The organism is Longibacter salinarum (assembly GCF_002554795.1).
Lineage (GTDB): Bacteria > Bacteroidota > Rhodothermia > Rhodothermales > Salinibacteraceae > Longibacter > Longibacter salinarum.
Window position 1 is genome coordinate 90,610 of the sequence record NZ_PDEQ01000011.1, and the last position, 16,015, is coordinate 106,624.

At 59.6% G+C, this 16,015-nt stretch carries 12 protein-coding genes; 2 read left to right on the plus strand and 10 right to left on the minus strand.

Translation table 11 applies throughout. From position 1 onward, the window contains the following. Positions 1-223 precede the first annotated feature (223 nt). From CRI94_RS16660 to rfbF, 9 genes are all read right to left on the minus strand, one after another. Positions 224-2,686: a methyltransferase domain-containing protein gene (locus tag CRI94_RS16660; RefSeq protein ID WP_098078825.1), complete on the minus strand. Its 2,463-nt coding sequence runs from the start codon at positions 2,684-2,686 to the stop codon at positions 224-226. A gap of 29 nt (positions 2,687-2,715) precedes the next feature. After that, positions 2,716-3,516, minus strand: a complete 801-nt coding sequence (locus tag CRI94_RS16665) for an FkbM family methyltransferase (RefSeq protein WP_098078829.1) — start codon at positions 3,514-3,516, stop codon at positions 2,716-2,718. Continuing rightward, on the minus strand, positions 3,513-5,738 hold the full coding sequence (locus CRI94_RS16670; protein ID WP_098078832.1) for a hypothetical protein: 2,226 nt from the start codon (positions 5,736-5,738) through the stop codon (positions 3,513-3,515). Before CRI94_RS16670 ends, CRI94_RS16665 begins: the two co-directional genes overlap by 4 nt. Next, on the minus strand, positions 5,731-6,528 hold the full coding sequence (locus CRI94_RS16675; RefSeq protein ID WP_179862376.1) for a PIG-L deacetylase family protein: 798 nt from the start codon (positions 6,526-6,528) through the stop codon (positions 5,731-5,733). Before CRI94_RS16675 ends, CRI94_RS16670 begins: the two co-directional genes overlap by 8 nt. A 111-nt stretch (positions 6,529-6,639) precedes the next feature. Continuing rightward, complete coding sequence (locus CRI94_RS16680) at positions 6,640-8,010, minus strand: glycosyltransferase family 4 protein (RefSeq protein WP_098078843.1); 1,371 nt, start codon at positions 8,008-8,010, stop codon at positions 6,640-6,642. Then, a complete protein-coding gene (locus CRI94_RS16685) occupies positions 8,007-9,341 on the minus strand; it encodes a class I SAM-dependent methyltransferase (protein WP_098078846.1) in 1,335 nt (444 codons plus the stop codon). Before CRI94_RS16685 ends, CRI94_RS16680 begins: the two co-directional genes overlap by 4 nt. Positions 9,342-9,396: 55 nt before the next feature. Beyond that, positions 9,397-10,506, minus strand: coding sequence for a glycosyltransferase family 2 protein (locus CRI94_RS16690; RefSeq protein WP_179862377.1), 1,110 nt, complete (start codon positions 10,504-10,506; stop codon positions 9,397-9,399). Beyond that, a complete protein-coding gene (locus tag CRI94_RS16695) occupies positions 10,506-11,549 on the minus strand; it encodes an NAD-dependent epimerase/dehydratase family protein (protein ID WP_098078854.1) in 1,044 nt (347 codons plus the stop codon). The genes CRI94_RS16690 and CRI94_RS16695 overlap by 1 nt, the downstream gene beginning before the upstream one ends. A gap of 64 nt (positions 11,550-11,613) precedes the next feature. Then, the gene (gene rfbF, locus CRI94_RS16700) at positions 11,614-12,459 is read right to left on the minus strand and encodes a glucose-1-phosphate cytidylyltransferase (RefSeq protein ID WP_098078857.1); all 846 of its coding nucleotides are present in this window, start codon (positions 12,457-12,459) and stop codon (positions 11,614-11,616) included. Positions 12,460-12,806: 347 nt separating this feature from the next. Between rfbF and CRI94_RS16705 the strand changes: the two genes are divergently transcribed. After that, complete coding sequence (locus CRI94_RS16705) at positions 12,807-13,247, plus strand: archease (RefSeq protein ID WP_143815463.1); 441 nt, start codon at positions 12,807-12,809, stop codon at positions 13,245-13,247. A 127-nt stretch (positions 13,248-13,374) separates the two neighbouring features. Then, the gene (locus CRI94_RS16710) at positions 13,375-14,820 is read left to right on the plus strand and encodes an RtcB family protein (protein ID WP_098078864.1); all 1,446 of its coding nucleotides are present in this window, start codon (positions 13,375-13,377) and stop codon (positions 14,818-14,820) included. Between the two features lie 979 nt (positions 14,821-15,799). Here the strand turns inward: CRI94_RS16710 and CRI94_RS17840 are convergent. After that, the coding region (locus CRI94_RS17840) for a hypothetical protein (RefSeq protein ID WP_218919417.1) at positions 15,800-16,015 on the minus strand (216 nt) is incomplete at its 5' end.

The window sequence follows — 16,015 nt, forward strand, 5'->3', positions numbered from 1 at the left end:
AAACCGAAGCGTTCCTCTTCCAACCTCCCGGTCTTGTTCTCGAACGTCCCGTTTGCAAAACGTACAGGCACACTCTCCCTGAATGTCCTTCGTATTGAAGGCTGAATTGCACGTCCGTCAGCGTACCGACCGAGATGTGCTGGATACAATCCTCGTCGAATTGGACAGCCCCGCACGTCGCGGGTTGCTCAGGAGGACCTACTGCCTGCAAATCGCGAGGACGTCAGGTGGCAGTCACCAGATGTGGAGAAAGATCGAGCGCATCCAGCATGTCGCTCACCTCGTCCCGGTAGAGACCGTTCATGAGCACGACCAGATCGGGCTGTAGTTCGACCAGAGCCTCGGGCGCCACAATCGGTTGCCCCGTGCCGGCAACGAAGCGTCCCTGCTTCGATGGGTTGATATCGACAATGGCCGGGACCGCCCGAGCCGCCGGGACCGCATTCAAAAACGTCACGCCTTTGGACCCCGCGCCCCACAGGACAACCGTCTCGCCTTTCTGGGCGGCCTGTGACAGCGTTTTACTCCAGCGGTCGTGCTTCTCATGGTAGCGTTTGGAAAAGCCGTCCACCCGGTTGCGGAGTACCCGTTCGTGTCCAGCAACATCGGTATCCGGTTGCTCGGGAGGCAATCCGGAAACCGCGGGTCGCAAGTCCACGCTCAGGTACTGACCTCCGAACGACTCCTCCATGCGGAGTACATCGAAGCCGGTTTGCCGCGCCAGCTCTCGGATCGACTGCGGCGTGTAATACGACACGTGCTCGTAGATGAGGTCCCAGATCGCTCCCTTCCGGAGCATGAAGTCCGCATTCGGCACCTCCAGATAAACGACCGTATCGGAGTGCCAACGGGAGGCCTGGCGGATCGTCCGCATGAATAACAGTGGCTCCGAAATATGCTCCAGCACGTGGCGGCAGGTGATCAGTCGGGCCTCGATCTCGGCGTACGCGCTTCTGTATTCGTCCGGGATAATGGTGATGCCGCGACCGACGGCGGGGTCCACGTTCTCGGAATCATAGCTCGGATCGAAGCCCACGCCTCGGTTATTTCCGGCCTCGCACATCAGCGTTAGAAACTCGCCGTTTCCGCAACCGATGTCTGTCACCGTTTCACCACGAACATCGTACGTGCGAACGAGACGACGGGCGAGCTCAGAAGCAAAGGCCTGAAACCGAGGCGAATGGTGCAGCGAGTTCTCGTACGTCTGCGAATAGGCAATCCGCGTGGAATCGAACGCAGCGTTGAACAGGTGACCAGACGCGGGAGAAAACACGAGGTCGATGTCATCCCGCTCGGCGACCATAGCGTCCTCTCGGCTGTCGTACAGTACATTACACAGGACCGGCACCTCCCGGATCGACAAAACGGGTGTTGTGTCTCTTGTCTTCGTAATCGGACACACCGAACCGTCGTGCGCGTCGACCACCGGCATCCCTGCAGGCTCGGATTGCTGTCGTAGCGTACGTGCAGACGGGTCTTCATCTACATGCCAGATATCCGTCTCCACGCCAAGGTCGGTAAGCTGTTGTTCGATTTCGGAGCGATAAATCGGGTTCATGATGAGCACGACGTCCGGATCTAGCATTGGCACCTCGTCCGGCGACAGTACCCGATGGGCGGTACCCGGCAAAAAGTGGTCGTGCTTGTACGGGTTCACGTCCACCACGCCCGCGACTTCATCCGTCAGACCGAGCGTTGTGAGAAACGCAACGGCCTTCGATCCACCTCCCCAGATGAGGACGCGCTGCCCCTCCCGGCTCACCTCTTTCAAAAGCGTCTGCCAGCTGCGAATGCGCGGCTTCACCTTCCGAGCGAACCGTGCAACGTCAGACGCAATCTCCGCGGGCGACTCCTCGAGTGGATGCGATGCTCCAACCCGCTCCTCCTGAAGGCGCGGGTAGGCTTCGATCATCAGATACTGATCGTCGTAGTCGGTCCACAGATCCGTCACCGTGAAACCGGCACGACGAAAGAGACGGGCGAGCGACCCCGGGCTGAAGTAGGAGCAATGTTCGTGGTAGATGTCCCAGAAGGCCACGTCTCGCAGAACCCGCCGCATCTCCGGCACCTGAAAGAAGACCGGCACGTGGCTTTGATCGCCGATGCCGTTGCGAACCATCCGGACAAAGCCCTCCACATCCGGAATGTGCTCGAGCGTCATCTTGCAGCACACCGCGTCGGCATCGACATTGTCACATGCCTCCGAGTAAAAGTCGCGCACGAACGTAATGCGCTCTGCCGCGGGATGCTGATTGCGCTCCGGTCGATACGCGGGGTCGAATCCGATTCCGGTATTGTCGCCCATCTCGCACAGAAGCGTCAGAAACTCCCCTTTTCCACACCCGATTTCCAGAATATGCTTGTTGCGCAGGTCGAACCGGTCGATCACGTCCTGCGCAAGGCGACGATGAAAAGCATTGAACGTCCCAGAGAATCCCTGCGTCTCTTCATATTTCTCCGTGTACTGAATGCTCTCCGCGTCGAACGCCCGGTTCGTGATGAACCCACTGTCTTTGCAGAGGACGAGTTCGATGTCACCGGTTGGAAACGTGCGTGCCTCATCCTCCGAATCGACGAGGAGAACGCTGTTTACCGGTACATCATGCACCGAAAAAAACGGATCTTCGTCGGATGCCTGAAATGGTGACTTCGGCACATCCGCAGAAAGAGAGGGAGAAGATGACATAGCAGAAGAGATAGACATGAACGCAGGCCTCACGACCGACCGGCAGGATGAGCGAGAAGATGTTCGACGCACCACGCGTTGTTTCGATAGCTTTGCGGGAGCAGTTCAACCCGATACTCGGCCGCGACCAATCGATCCTGGATTGCCTGCTGTCGAGCCCTGAGGGTGTCTTCTTCGGCGGCGTCGACCTCACAAATGAGAATCGGCCGGCGTGTGCGCAGAATCGACGACATGCTGTCGAGAACAACGAGTTCGGCTCCCTCCACGTCGATCTTGATCACATCCGGTGCAGGAAGCCGACCCGCCTCCACCTCTTCATCGAGGCACACAGCACGAACAGTGATCTCACCTTTCGCATCGGGCGGAGGCTGGAGTTCCTCGCGGGCGAGCGTGGCGCCCCCCGGATGTTCGGCCAGCGTCAAGGTGATCGTCCCGGATTCTTCAGCGACAGCGCCTTCCACGACCTGAATGTGATCGAACGTGTTCAGCGACGCATTCCGGCGAATCAGGCGGGCATTTTCGGGCACCGGCTCGAACGAGTACACACGACCGCTCGACCCGACGGCACGGGCGGCAATCAGAGAGAAAAACCCCACATTGGCTCCGATGTCGTATGCCACGGCCCCTGGCCTGAGTACGTCCATCAGAGCACGTTGCACGGGCATCTCAGCCGTTCCGTCTTGATACACCCGACTCCGACTGGAATCCATGCGAAGCCCCTCGCCGGGCCCATCGGCAATCGTAAATGTGGATCCGTTCCAGATCCGCGTCACGGTGTCGGATACGTCCCGCAGCCGTTTCCAGACCGTACTCATCGTCGTTTGTCTCATGCCGATTGTCCGAATTGAAGGGATTCCTCGTGGACAGCGTCCTCGCGACCCGAACACACGAAGCGACGGAACGCGCTGCCGGTGTCATTGCCGTACTCCCAGTTCACCACCAACCCCACTCGGCGGATCTGCATTGGGTTTATGCCCGGATACACGTCCGACCACGCCCGGTAGAGCACAGGCTCACCGTTCAGCCGAACGACGTAATGATCACCGTTGCTATCGACGCGCAGGCAATACGGGACGCCGGCCTCAAGGCGGTCGCCGACATTGGTCCACACGGCGCGATAAAGGTCATCGGTGCCATCGAGCCGGAAGAAGGAGGAAATCGATCGTCCGATTTTCCACGGGTCGAGGTACGTACTCACGATCAGATAGCGATCGTCGTCCTCCCAGAAAACGACTCCTGCGCGGCCCCGATGGTGCGCATCCCCCTCGTCGCCGGGCGGCATCACGTCGATCTCGATGCTCGCACATGTCGGATCGCCCCACGGAATCGTGTAGAGCGTGCGCTCGGGATTCGGCTCATCGAGGGTCGCCCGCACGACGGCTCCCTGGTCCGGCACAGCATCGATCAGACCGCCTCCCTCTGTCCGCGTCCATCGAATGTCGGCACCCGGCACCATCCGCCCTTCCAACTCCTCGGTATCATCGGTCGAAAAATCATCCGTAATCGTCGTTGCTACCGGCGGCGGTGTCCATGCGATGTCGCCCAGAAGCGCGTCCGGTAAAGGCACCTGTCGCGGATGCACCTCCAGGTTGGTCAGCAGCACGGGCACGCCGCCCATCGTCTGGCCGTTGCCGGGGCCGGTTGGCGTATCTTTTCGACACAGAATACCAACCCCCGACGCCGATCCATCGGTCGAGTCGTAGGTGGGCCCGTCGAACAGCAGGCGCCCGTTCCACGCGGCCTGAAACGATGTCCCGTCATCGAGCACCTGAAGTGCACCCGGTACGCCATCTCCAGTAAGATCGTCTGTTGCGATCTGCTTCCATTTCCCGTGCGCGACCGTGTAAAGGTACGCCTTGTCGGAACCGATCAGCACACACCGAAACGTGTATGGATCGCTCATGCGAAACGTCAGCCCAGTCGTCCACGGAGCCGACAACCGGTCGATCGTGACGTGCATCAGCCCAGGTGGCTCCGGTACCTGTTGCCAGAGCTGCGCGCTCGGAACCAGTGGCTTGATCCCGCGATCGGTCCGCATGAAGCCGCCGCGGTCGAGTGCCCAGGAGGTCCCCCGCTCCGGCGCGGTCCGTTCCGCTTGTCCGGTGCCCGTGAGATCGTCCGCGAGCAGGATATTTTCGTCGGATGCGAACCAGTCATCCGCGACATGAACGGACGAGACGCGCGTATCGACGCGGAACCCAATCTCTCCGAGAATGCTCTGCGTGAGGGCCGGTGCAACCCGAGATGCAGACGCGACGGTATCGATGGCGACAGGTCGCGCCGATGGAGCAGCGGCGAGCCCCTTCACGTCCGGGAGCGAGGCCACGTAGTACACCGCACCGTGCGGCCGGAGCCGACAAACGAGGTACAGCGGCACATTCTGGACAGCGTGCACGACGGGAAGCCAGCGTTCGTCAACACGCGCGAGAAGGGTGCCGTTTTGCAAATCCCCTGCCCGCATCAGAAAGCCATTCTGTATCCGATCCGGGTGAAGGTCATCGTCCGCGGGCCACCATCCCGTCGCCATGTTCTCTTTCAGGGGAGGCCAGTCGATCTTGTGGGGCACATCCGCTCGAAATGCGCGCTCGAGTCGTCCCGGTATCCAGGCCCACGGAATGGCAGACGTCTCCCTCTGACCGGCGGTCCAGCGACGAACGGTGCCCCGAATCCGACGCTTCCACCAACCGGTCCGCGTAAACGTATGACAATAGCTCTCGGGCCAGGTCTGCGAGCTGTTATGCCCGTTCACCATGCACACGGCCAGCGTTCGACCCCTCTGCCGCGTCATTGCGTCGTACGCCAATGCCTCCCGGTTCCAACCCGGGATGTCGGGACACGCAACGCGAAGGTGCCCGCGATCGATGCTGAGATGATCGCCCGCGTCTTTCCCCCAGCGACGCATCCCTTCGGGCGTCCGGCTTCCAACAACCGCTCCCGGCGCACGATCGTCGTCAAAGGAGTCAACAAATCGTGGACGCACCCGATGATCGCGAGTCTGCGTTGAGACCGAAACGTCGCGCTCGGAATCTGTCGATGTGAGGAGGTCAGACATGACACTCGGTCGTCTGTGGAGAGGCAATGTCGCTCTGACTTAACGGGGATCGGTGGTCGCTGCCGGGCTCGTAGGTCCACGAGGCGAAGAGCTCCACATCATGAAAAAAGCAATCGAGGAAGTCCCCACCTGCGATGTCCTGCAACACCGGCCAGTCGGGATCGCCGTTGAGGGATGAAACCTGCGATTGATGGCAAAACAGGGCCGCACGCTTACGATCGATCAGGTTGCCAATGAACACCGCACTCGTTAGCCGTCGCATGGTCGGTAGGCCGAGGATCGCTGTATTCGGTTCGAACCAGGTCCGCAAGCCTGTTCGCTTCGGCCGGATACGCAGGCGCACCCACGGCCACCGCGCCCAGAACCAGATCGGGTACTCGTGCACGCGAACAGGGCGTCCGCACCGTCGCAATGCAGCGATTACGATGTCAAACGTCACCTCGTGATCGGACGGTCCGTCGTTCGCAAGTGGCAGAAAAATGTCGTTCGGCTGCCGATCGATGAGTAGCGCCGTCACCGCCTCGATGGCTGCGTCGAACGAGTCCGACAGCGCACCATCCGCATATCGTAGAAAGTGAACGGCTTCGGAATCGCAGCCAAGGTCCTCTGCCGCTGCGAGGGCTTCCTTTTCGCGTATGGCAACGAGACGATCGGCTCCAAACAGGCGACCGTGCGAGCGATGCCCATCCGTCATAAATACGAGGTCGACGGGAATCCCGTGACAGCGCTTTTGGAGAATCGTCCCTCCGCATCCGAGTGATTCATCCTCTGGATGCGGAGCAAAGACCATGGTACGCCGATCAAGATCGGCCTCCGTGAGTCGGTGCGCCCTCCGATGAAGCCGCGAGCGCAGACCTTGTATCCGGGGGATGTCGACAGGAGGTACGTTCATTAAGCCATGCTAAGAATCGAATGACGAGACCTGAACGCGGGTCTCATCGTTCATGAACGATGGAATTTGAGCATCGGATGCTCCCGAGAAGGCCACTTCGTACGCTTCCAGCAATCTCTGCACGACCCGATCCCAATCAAAGCATTCCCGAACCCGTAATCGTCCAGCTTCGCCCATCGCGCACCGCAGGGAAGGGCTCTGATACAATTCAAGGATGGCATCCGCGAGCTGGCGTGAGTTATCCGGTGCGACGATGCGCCCCGTTTGATTGTTGATGATGATCTCCGTGAGCCCACCAGTCCGCGCCGCGACCACAGGTAGACCGGCCGCCATCGCCTCCACGACTGGCATGCCAAACGCTTCGCTCAACGAGGGGGCGACGAGCACGTCCGACTTCTGGTAATACGACGTAATCTCTTCGTGCGGAATCCGGCCGACGAAGTCCACGGTGTCCGGCAATTTCAACCGCACCACTCGTTCAAGATGCTCTCGGTACATACAACGACGCCGACGCTCGGAAGCGTAGAATCGATGGAGTGACCGCACGATCGGGTCATCGCTCACGCCGACGAGGTACTCATACGGAACCGGGTAATGCCCACCTACGATGGTAAGTTTGATGTTCGGCACCACGTCCTGAAGACGGATCATCGCCCGCAGCAAGACGTGGACGCCCTTTTCGGGCGAAACGCGACTCACGAAGAGCAAGCGGAAGACATCCTCCCTACTTGGATCCTTGCTATCCGAATGACGGGTGGACGGGGCACACGTGAAAGCCTGTGTATCGACGCCGTTATACACTGTCGTGATGCGACGGTCGTACTCGGGGTGCGCGTCCCGAACCCCGCTCGAAACGTGGTCACTGCACCCGATGACGAGGTCCGTGCGTTTTAGTCGGCCCGCGATGGTAGCATGGTCCACCTGGTTCAGCCAGTCGCAGTGCATGTGGAGCACCGTACGCACGTCCGGGTTGAGCATCCGGATAATCGGGATGAACTGGGAGAAATTGTGGACGTGCACGATGTCGCAATTGCGCCGACGCAGATCCCATGCGATCCACAAGATGTACCCCAGGTAGCTCGTCATTCTTGCAAATGACGGAAGCCTCGTCGAGTCGCCGCCGAGCGGATGACGAACCCGACGGAGCACACGATCTACCGTCTCCGTCGCCCGCATCCACGTCTTCGGAATGTAGACGTACTCGGCGCCGTCGTGGTCGACCGACCGGAGGCGATGGTCCGACTTTCCAGGCGAATACACGACGACACGATTCGCTGGCGTCAGGCGCTCCACGACTTCGGAGGTCCAGATGCCTAGCGATCCACGCCGCCTCAATGGATGCAGTTCATGCCACGGCTGCGCCACGAAGGCAATGTTCATAGCGATCTCGTGGATGTCGTCGAAACGGACGAGCCGGAAGGCGTGGCACCCGGAAGATCCTGAGTGCTTGGACCCTCAACAATGTGCGGATCCGGGATTGGGATGATGAACTGCCCTCCCTTCCCGCGATATGCGCTCTGCTGAGTCATAATCTCCTCCGCGAAGTTCCACGCGAGGATCAGGGCGTATTCTGGCGCATCCGCTGCAAGCTTCTCCGGCGGATAAATCGGCAGGTGGTTTCCGCTCATGTAGCATCCCTGCTTCGCGGTGCTCAGGTCGACGATGTAATCGAGAAGGCCGTCGTCGATGTCGCAATAGCTCAGGAGCGTATTCGCTTTCGCAGCGGCCCCGTACCCGACTATTCGTTGTCCCTCCGCACGAAGCGAGGTCAGAATGTCCAGCAGTTCTGTCCGGATTGATTCGACCCGGTCAGCGAACGCTTCGTAGAACGCCACGGTGTTTACCCCGCGCGCCTGCTCCATCTCAAGAAGCTCCGTGACGGATGTGTCCACCTTTTCTTCCCGCTCGACGCGGAGACGAAGTGAGCCGCCGTGGATGGGTACCCGCTCGACGTGGTTCAAGTACAGGCCATGCCGGGTAAACAGGCGATCGAGAGCCGTAACGGAGAAATAGCAGAGATGCTGGTGGTAGATCGTGTCGAACTCGCAGTGATCGACCAGATCCACGACATACGGGACCTCGATCACGGCTCGACCATCGGGCTTCAACAACATCGACATCCCGTGGACAAACCCATTCAGGTCTTCCACGTGCGCCAGTACATTGTTCGCCAATACCAGATCGGCGCGAATGCCGTCCGAAACCAGCGACCGCGCGAGGTCCTGTGAGAAAAAGTCGCAGCGCGTAGGGATCCCGCGCTCGATGGCCTTTGCGGCCGGCCCGAACGCCGGGTCGATCCCGAGCACGGAAATGCCATCTTCGACGAAGTGACGGAGCATGTAGCCATCGTTGCTCGCGAGTTCGAGCACGAAGCTGTCGTCGTCTAGCTCCATCTCCTGAATCAGACGCTTTGCACTCCTCTCAAAATGAGCCATCAGCGACGGCGACACCGACGAATAGTACGGGTAGTCGGCGGAGAAGAGAACACGCGGATCGACGGTCTCATGGATTTGCGCAAGCCCGCAGTCTGGGCACACCATGAGCGTGAGCGGAGCCATCGGTTCCGGCTCGTGCAGCGTGTCATCCGTGAGCAGGCGATCCGCTAGCGGCGTCATGCCGAGGTCGAGCACCTGTTCGACGGCTGCTGACTCGCAGGAGCGGCAGGCCGCCTCCGTGGTGTAGAGGGACGTGGAGGAAAACGAATCAGTCATGGGACCGTGCGGGGGTTAATGGAACGGTGGAAAAAACGGATGACGTCGCTCCTCGCTATAAGGGAACGCGCACGTCGGAATCGGCGGGCCGTTGACGGACGGTCCACCCTTCTGCTCGACCCGATGTGACGGTTGAGCCGTCAGGAGCCGGCGCGGTGGATCCCTGTTGGTCGACATCCTCCATCCCCCCAACCGAAGGCTGAGTACAGACCTGGCTTTGGAACGGCCTGCCGACGAAATTCTTGGCCTCCTTCTTCAAACTCGAGAGCCAGTCCGTCCCCCAGACGCCCACAACAAGCAGGCATTGAACGGCCTTATCGAGGGGCATCCCCGAGCGCCACGCCCGCAGCACAGCCAGCACGGACTCGCGTAGCAATCGCGACTTGGGATAAACCCGTTGCTTCGTGCTATTTCGCGTATCGAACCACGCCTGTCGCTCCTGCATCTCCGTCCGGATCGACCGTTCGTCGTGATCGCGCGCGACGAGGAGGCACTCTGGAATCTCTGCAAACCGACCTACCATCGCGAGTTCGGCAAGCAGAACCTGGTCCGACTCCACATACGACCCGATCCGATGCGTGCCGTTGAGAACGGACCGGCGGATGAGTCCAAAAACGGGGTAGCATCCATGCCCACCCCGAATCAAGTGACCGTACAGCCGCTCGGACGGTGATTCTTCCAGCAGGAGAGGACTCATGCGGCGAATCGTCCGTTGACTGCCATCTGCCCTGATGACGCGTGTCCGAGGCGCGCAGAGAACGACCGAGGAATCTGCATCGAGAACCTCCACGCACTTTTCGAGATAGGTCGGCTCGAGAAAATCATCGTGAGCGGCCCATTTGAAGTAGGCGCCTCTCGCCAGCGCCAGTGTCCGGTTGAAGTTCGGCGCCGCTCCAAGATTCCGTCGATTACACCGGTAGTGAACGCGAGGATCTTTGGACGCGAAGCGCCTGCAGATCGCCCCGGTGTCGTCCGTCGAGGCATTATCCGAAATAATCAGCTCAAAGTTTTCGTACGTCTGCGATAGAATCGACTCAATCGCCTCTCGGACATACGTTTCGCCGTTATATACCGGAAGACCAATGCTTACGTAAGGGACATCCATCTCTTTAATCATGTCGTTGGAGGCACATCCGCGGTTGCCGCGTGAATCCGTGTCGGACATCAGGCGATCGCTCGGGCCTGTGCCGTCCATCTCAACGTTTCGTCAAGTAAGCCCTGCTTTTGCAGCTGCTGAATATGGGCCAGCCGCTTGTATCGTGGACCCTCGAAATCCTCCAGCTTAACTTCCTGGGCCGTGAAGGTGTCGTACAACTCGCGCGCTCCCTTCTCGAGCGTCCACTGCGGCTCAAACTCGGGTAGCACGCGGCGTATCTTCTCACAGTTGACTCGATACGTTCGCTCGTCGGGCCCAGCGTCTTCCGCAAAGCCGATCTCCGTATTCGGAACGGTGTCTCGGATAACCTCGGCGATCTCGCGGATCTGAAAGTTTTCGTCTGTCCGCCCCACGTTGAAAGCCTCGTCGTGGATGAGATCACGATCCGCATCGAGGGCGGCGATGAAGGCAAGCGAAATGTCGCCGATATGGGCGATCGGGCGCCAGGGCGTACCGTCGCTCTTCAGAAAAACCTCCCCAGTCGCCATCGCCCAGGCCGTGAGATTATTGACGACCAGATCGAATCGCAGACGTGGCGATACGCCGTACGCCGTCGCGTTGCGCAGGTAGGTCGGAGAAAAGTCGTCGTCCGCCAGCCTGGACAATTTCTTCTCGACGTTGACCTTCGATTCCCCGTACGGCGTGACGGGATTGAAATCGGCGGTTTCGTCGATAAAATCGTCTCCTGCAGCACCGTACGTACTACACGAAGATGAAAACAGGAATCGCTCGACGCCCTGCGACTTCGCTAGTTTGGCTAGCCGGATCGTCGCCTGTTCATTGATCTGATAGGTCAGATCGGGGTCGAGATCACCGAGCGGATCGTTTGACAATCCGGCCAGGTGGATCACTGCATCGATGTTGCGGAAATCCTCAGGCTGGGCATCTCGAATGTCTTTTTGGATGGAACGGACAGACCTGGGATCGTGGCCGAAATTGGATCGACGATAGAGATCGGAGTCCATGCCGATCACTGTGTGGCCCCGTTCCAGAAGCATGGGAACGAGACAGGTACCGATGTAGCCGAGGTGGCCCGTGACGAGGATACGCATGACGTGCGTTCAGGGAGAGAGTCGAAAAAGGGTGGTGAATCGAGTGCTGTCGGAGAGCGCTCCGCTACGAGGTATAGCTATTTTCCAGGGATTGCCCGAACGTCAAGAGGCCCGTTGATACGATCTCCTTGTCGTCGGACCAGATCTTCCACGGCGCATCTCCACTCTGCCAGTAGTTTTCCAGGATGTGCTTCTCACGGAGGGTATCCATGCACTGCCAGAACGCAGTGTGCCGATACGCCATCAGCTCCCCATCTCTCGCGAGCCCCTCCAGGGGTTCATGCTCCCAGACGGTCTCGTCGCCGTCGATGTAGTCAAAAACGCCCGGCTCCAGAACAAAAAAGGCGCCGTTGATCCAGCCTTCGCCCAGCTGCGGCTTTTCCGTAAAACGGTGAATCCGGCCGCTCTCATGATCCATTTCGATGTGTCCATAACGGGCCGGCGGCCGCACGATCGTCATCGTCGCCAGCTTGTTATGGGATCGATGAAAATCCAGAAGCGCATCGATGTCGATGTCCGCGACTCCGTCTCCCCAGGTTAGCATGAACGTGTCATCTCCCAGAAACGGCGCCAGACGTTTGATCCGCCCCCCGGTCTGGGTCGAAATCCCTGTATCGACGAGATCCACGGTCCAGGACGGCCGCTTCGCTCCACGCGTATCCACCGTTCCGCGTCCGATATCGACGGTAAGATTTCCACTCAAGGAGCAGTAGTCCACCATATACTTTTTGATCACTTCTCCCTTATACCCGAGAGCGATCACAAAGTCAGTGTGATCGTAGTGCGCATAGATCTTCATGATGTGCCAGAGGATGGGATGCCCGCCGATCTCTACCATCGGCTTCGGTTTGACTTCCGTCTCTTCTGCAATGCGGGAGCCCCTTCCCCCGGCGAGAACAGCAACTTTCATGACTATCGGTTCAGAAAGATTGAAGGTGTGCGAATGACCTCGTTTCGCTCTGATCCGACATCTGCGGACCGCATGATCAAGACGAGTCGCAACTATGGTACGAAACCACCCACATGTCTAAGGGCATGGTTATGGCGTCTCACCCATGATCCTGTAGAGCGTCGTGGCGCGCCTATTCGATAGAGCGGGGTCCTAGAAAGTCTTACTCTCCTGTAAGCAATTATTCATCTGGCGTAGGGTACGTGGATTGCACCGCGATTCTTGTCGCCAAAACGCGAGACGGGAACGACCGCTTTTACGTAAAGGTAGCTCTTTTCCGCGCTCTCGTCGACGGTTTCCCCAGTGCCATGGCTCGTGCTACACCTCACTGGCTTCACGAAATTGATCATACAGCCGACGTGGGAATTAACGTCACGGCCCCGGACCGTAACACGCTCTACGAGCGAGCGGCCCTCGGGACATTTGGCGTGCTTACGGATCTTACGACGGTAGAGGAGCGGATGTCGAAGAAAGTTACGGTCGAGGCGTCAGATCCAGAGAGACTCATGGTTCGATGGCTCTCCGAGCTCAATTTTCTCCACACCACCAAGCATCTCCTTTTCTCCCGATTCGATGTGGAGGTGTCTGGGCCGGACGACGCCCTCACCCTGCGAGCAGCCTGCCACGGTGAGCCGATTGATCGGGACCGACATCCCGTCTACACCGAGATCAAAGCTGTCACGTACCATGACATGAAGATCCAGCACCACGACAACATCTGGGAGGTGCAGGTCATCTTTGATCTGTGACGCTCAGGCAACCTCCGGCCCATTCCAGGCGCACGATCATCCACTGCCCGGCACTGATCTGACAACACCTGCCGTCGCGTCAGCGTACTCTCCATCCGCTACTTCTCGACCCGCACCGCGTGACGACATGGCCGACTACGACATCGAGAAAATCGACGACTTTCGGTGGCGCCTTCCGAAAACCGGTGGGATGCGCGTTCCGGCGATCCTGTACGCGACGGAGGATATGCTGCCGGATATTCTCTCCGACGATGCGCCCCAGCAGGCGAAAAATGTCGCGCATCTTCCCGGCATCGTGAAAGCCTCCCTGGCCATGCCCGACATCCACTGGGGCTACGGATTCCCGATTGGCGGTGTGGCTGCGTTCGACCCGGACGATGGCGTGATCTCCCCCGGCGGCGTCGGCTACGACATCAACTGCGGCGTCCGACTGATGGCGTCGAAGCTGACGGTAGACGACCTGGACCGTCGCAGCCGCGAACGCCTCGTCGACCACCTCTTCCGGCGCGTGCCGACCGGCGTCGGGTCCTCCGGCGCGATGCGCGTCGACGACGCCGAGCTGCAGCGGGTCCTCCAGCGCGGCGCCGAATGGGCGGTCAACGACGGGAAGGGGTCGCAGGCCGACCTCGACGTCATCGAAGAACACGGACGCGTGGGCGGTGCCGACCCCGATGCCGTGTCGGGTCGAGCGCGTGAACGCGGCCTCGATCAGATCGGCACGCTCGGCTCCGGCAACCACTTTCTGGAGGTCGGATACGTCTCCGAAATCCTGGACGAGCGCGCCGCCCGCGTCATGGGGCTCAACAAAGGCACCGTCACGGCCATCATCCACTCCGGCTCGCGCGGCTTCGGCTACCAGGTCTGCGACGACGCGCTCTCGGACATGGACAAGGCGATGAAAAAGTACGGGATCGAGCTCCCCGACCGGCAGCTGGCCTGCACGCCGATCCCCTCACCGGAAGGACAAAAATATCTCGCCGGCATGCGCTGCGCCATCAACTATGCGTTCGCCAACCGACAAGTCATGGCGCACAACACGCGACTCGCATTCGAAGACGCCCTCGACCTGTCGCCGCGAGAGCATGGCCTCTTTACCGTCTACGAGGTCGCGCACAACATCGCCAAGTTCGAGAAGCACACCGTCAACGGTAGCAAACAGGAGGTCTGCGTCCACCGGAAAGGGGCTACGCGAGCCCTTCCCGCCGGTCATCCGCTCGTTCCGGGGCGCTACCAGAAAGTCGGGCAGCCGGTCCTCATCCCGGGCGACATGGGACGCTATTCGTACGTCCTCGTCGGAACCGACCGGGCTATGGAGGAAACGTTTGGAAGCACCTGCCACGGCGCAGGCCGCCAGATGAGCCGACGGAAGGCCCGGAAAACAGCGGGCCACCGAAACATCACAGCCGAGCTCGCGAACGAGGGCATCGTCGTCCGGGGCCAGAGCGACCGCACGGTGCGTGAGGAGATTCCGGAAGCGTATAAGGATGTCACCGACGTGGTCAAAGCGGTCGAGGGCGCCGGGATCTCAAAGGCCGTCGCCCAACTGCGCCCGCTGGGAGTGATTAAGGGGTAGGAGGAGGGGTTCAGAGTTCAGGGTTCAGGGTTCAGGGTTCAAAGTTGGTCGGTGGCCGCTTTGGTCGTGGCGACATCAGGGATATGCAAATCTAAGCTAGAGTCACTGTTGCCGATTCCGTGATGGGCGGTGATGTTACGCACCAGGAATGTTGCTTTTTGCCTTCATTTCCACAGTGACCCGTACGAAAGAGGCGAGGCTCGAATGTCATGCCTCCGATTCTCATCGTAGCATTACCGCTTGACGGCATCAGAATCTGTTTGGCAAGTAGCTCGGCAGTCTGGGTCTACTCAAAGAAGGTAGCCTCGTGGGAGACACAGTGGGCGAGATCCACGAAGTCACAGCGCTGGGAGCGTAGCGACCGAGTGCCCTTGGGGTGGACCTGGACAATGCGCCAAACAAGTTCTCAACGGTATACTATCTCTGGGGTAGGCCAGGAGCGTTTCGTCACACGTCTAAGCCACGGAGCGCCATACGGATGACTTGATGCTTCTGCAGAAAAGGTTGTCTGACATTCACCCTCGTGCTGTGAGATATCAGGCAGCCAGTAGTTTCACCTCCGGCGATCCGAGATCTTTATCACCGAAGGCTTTCAACCTGTTCATGTCCGGTACCTAGACGCCACTCCACAGAGTTGATGTGGCCGGTTACCCCCGTATCCGAGCCGTACCGCCAATCCCACCGAACTCTGAACTGTGAACGCTAGGTACCGGACAGTTTGGTTCCACCACGGAATGGTTCCGTGCGACTTCGAGAAACGGACCGCGTCAGCCCCACACGTCTCGGAAACGAGGCGTTATCGTCGAGAAATGACGCACTCTCACACTCCCATACCCACATACTCCCGTCCATGTCGGCGCAGCCGCGCCGGGGAATGTGGACGTGACGTGGGTACCAGTGAAAGTGTCCGGTAGCTAACTCTGAACGTTGAACTCTAGCTACCGGACAGTTTCAGATTTGATACAAAACGGCTGTTGCATCACCGGCGACGCACACGAAGGTTGAGGGTGGACACCCACTCACTTCTCCGTGTGGACCGATGAGCAACAGCCGACGCCTTCAAGATAGCATCGAGCGAGCCATTTGCCAACAGCTTCCTCCACTGCGTAAGACCCGGAGGCGGAACCTGACCCGCTTTTGTGCGGGCCTTTACGAGGCCGAGCATGTGCACCTGCCCAAGATCGCCGACCGGTGC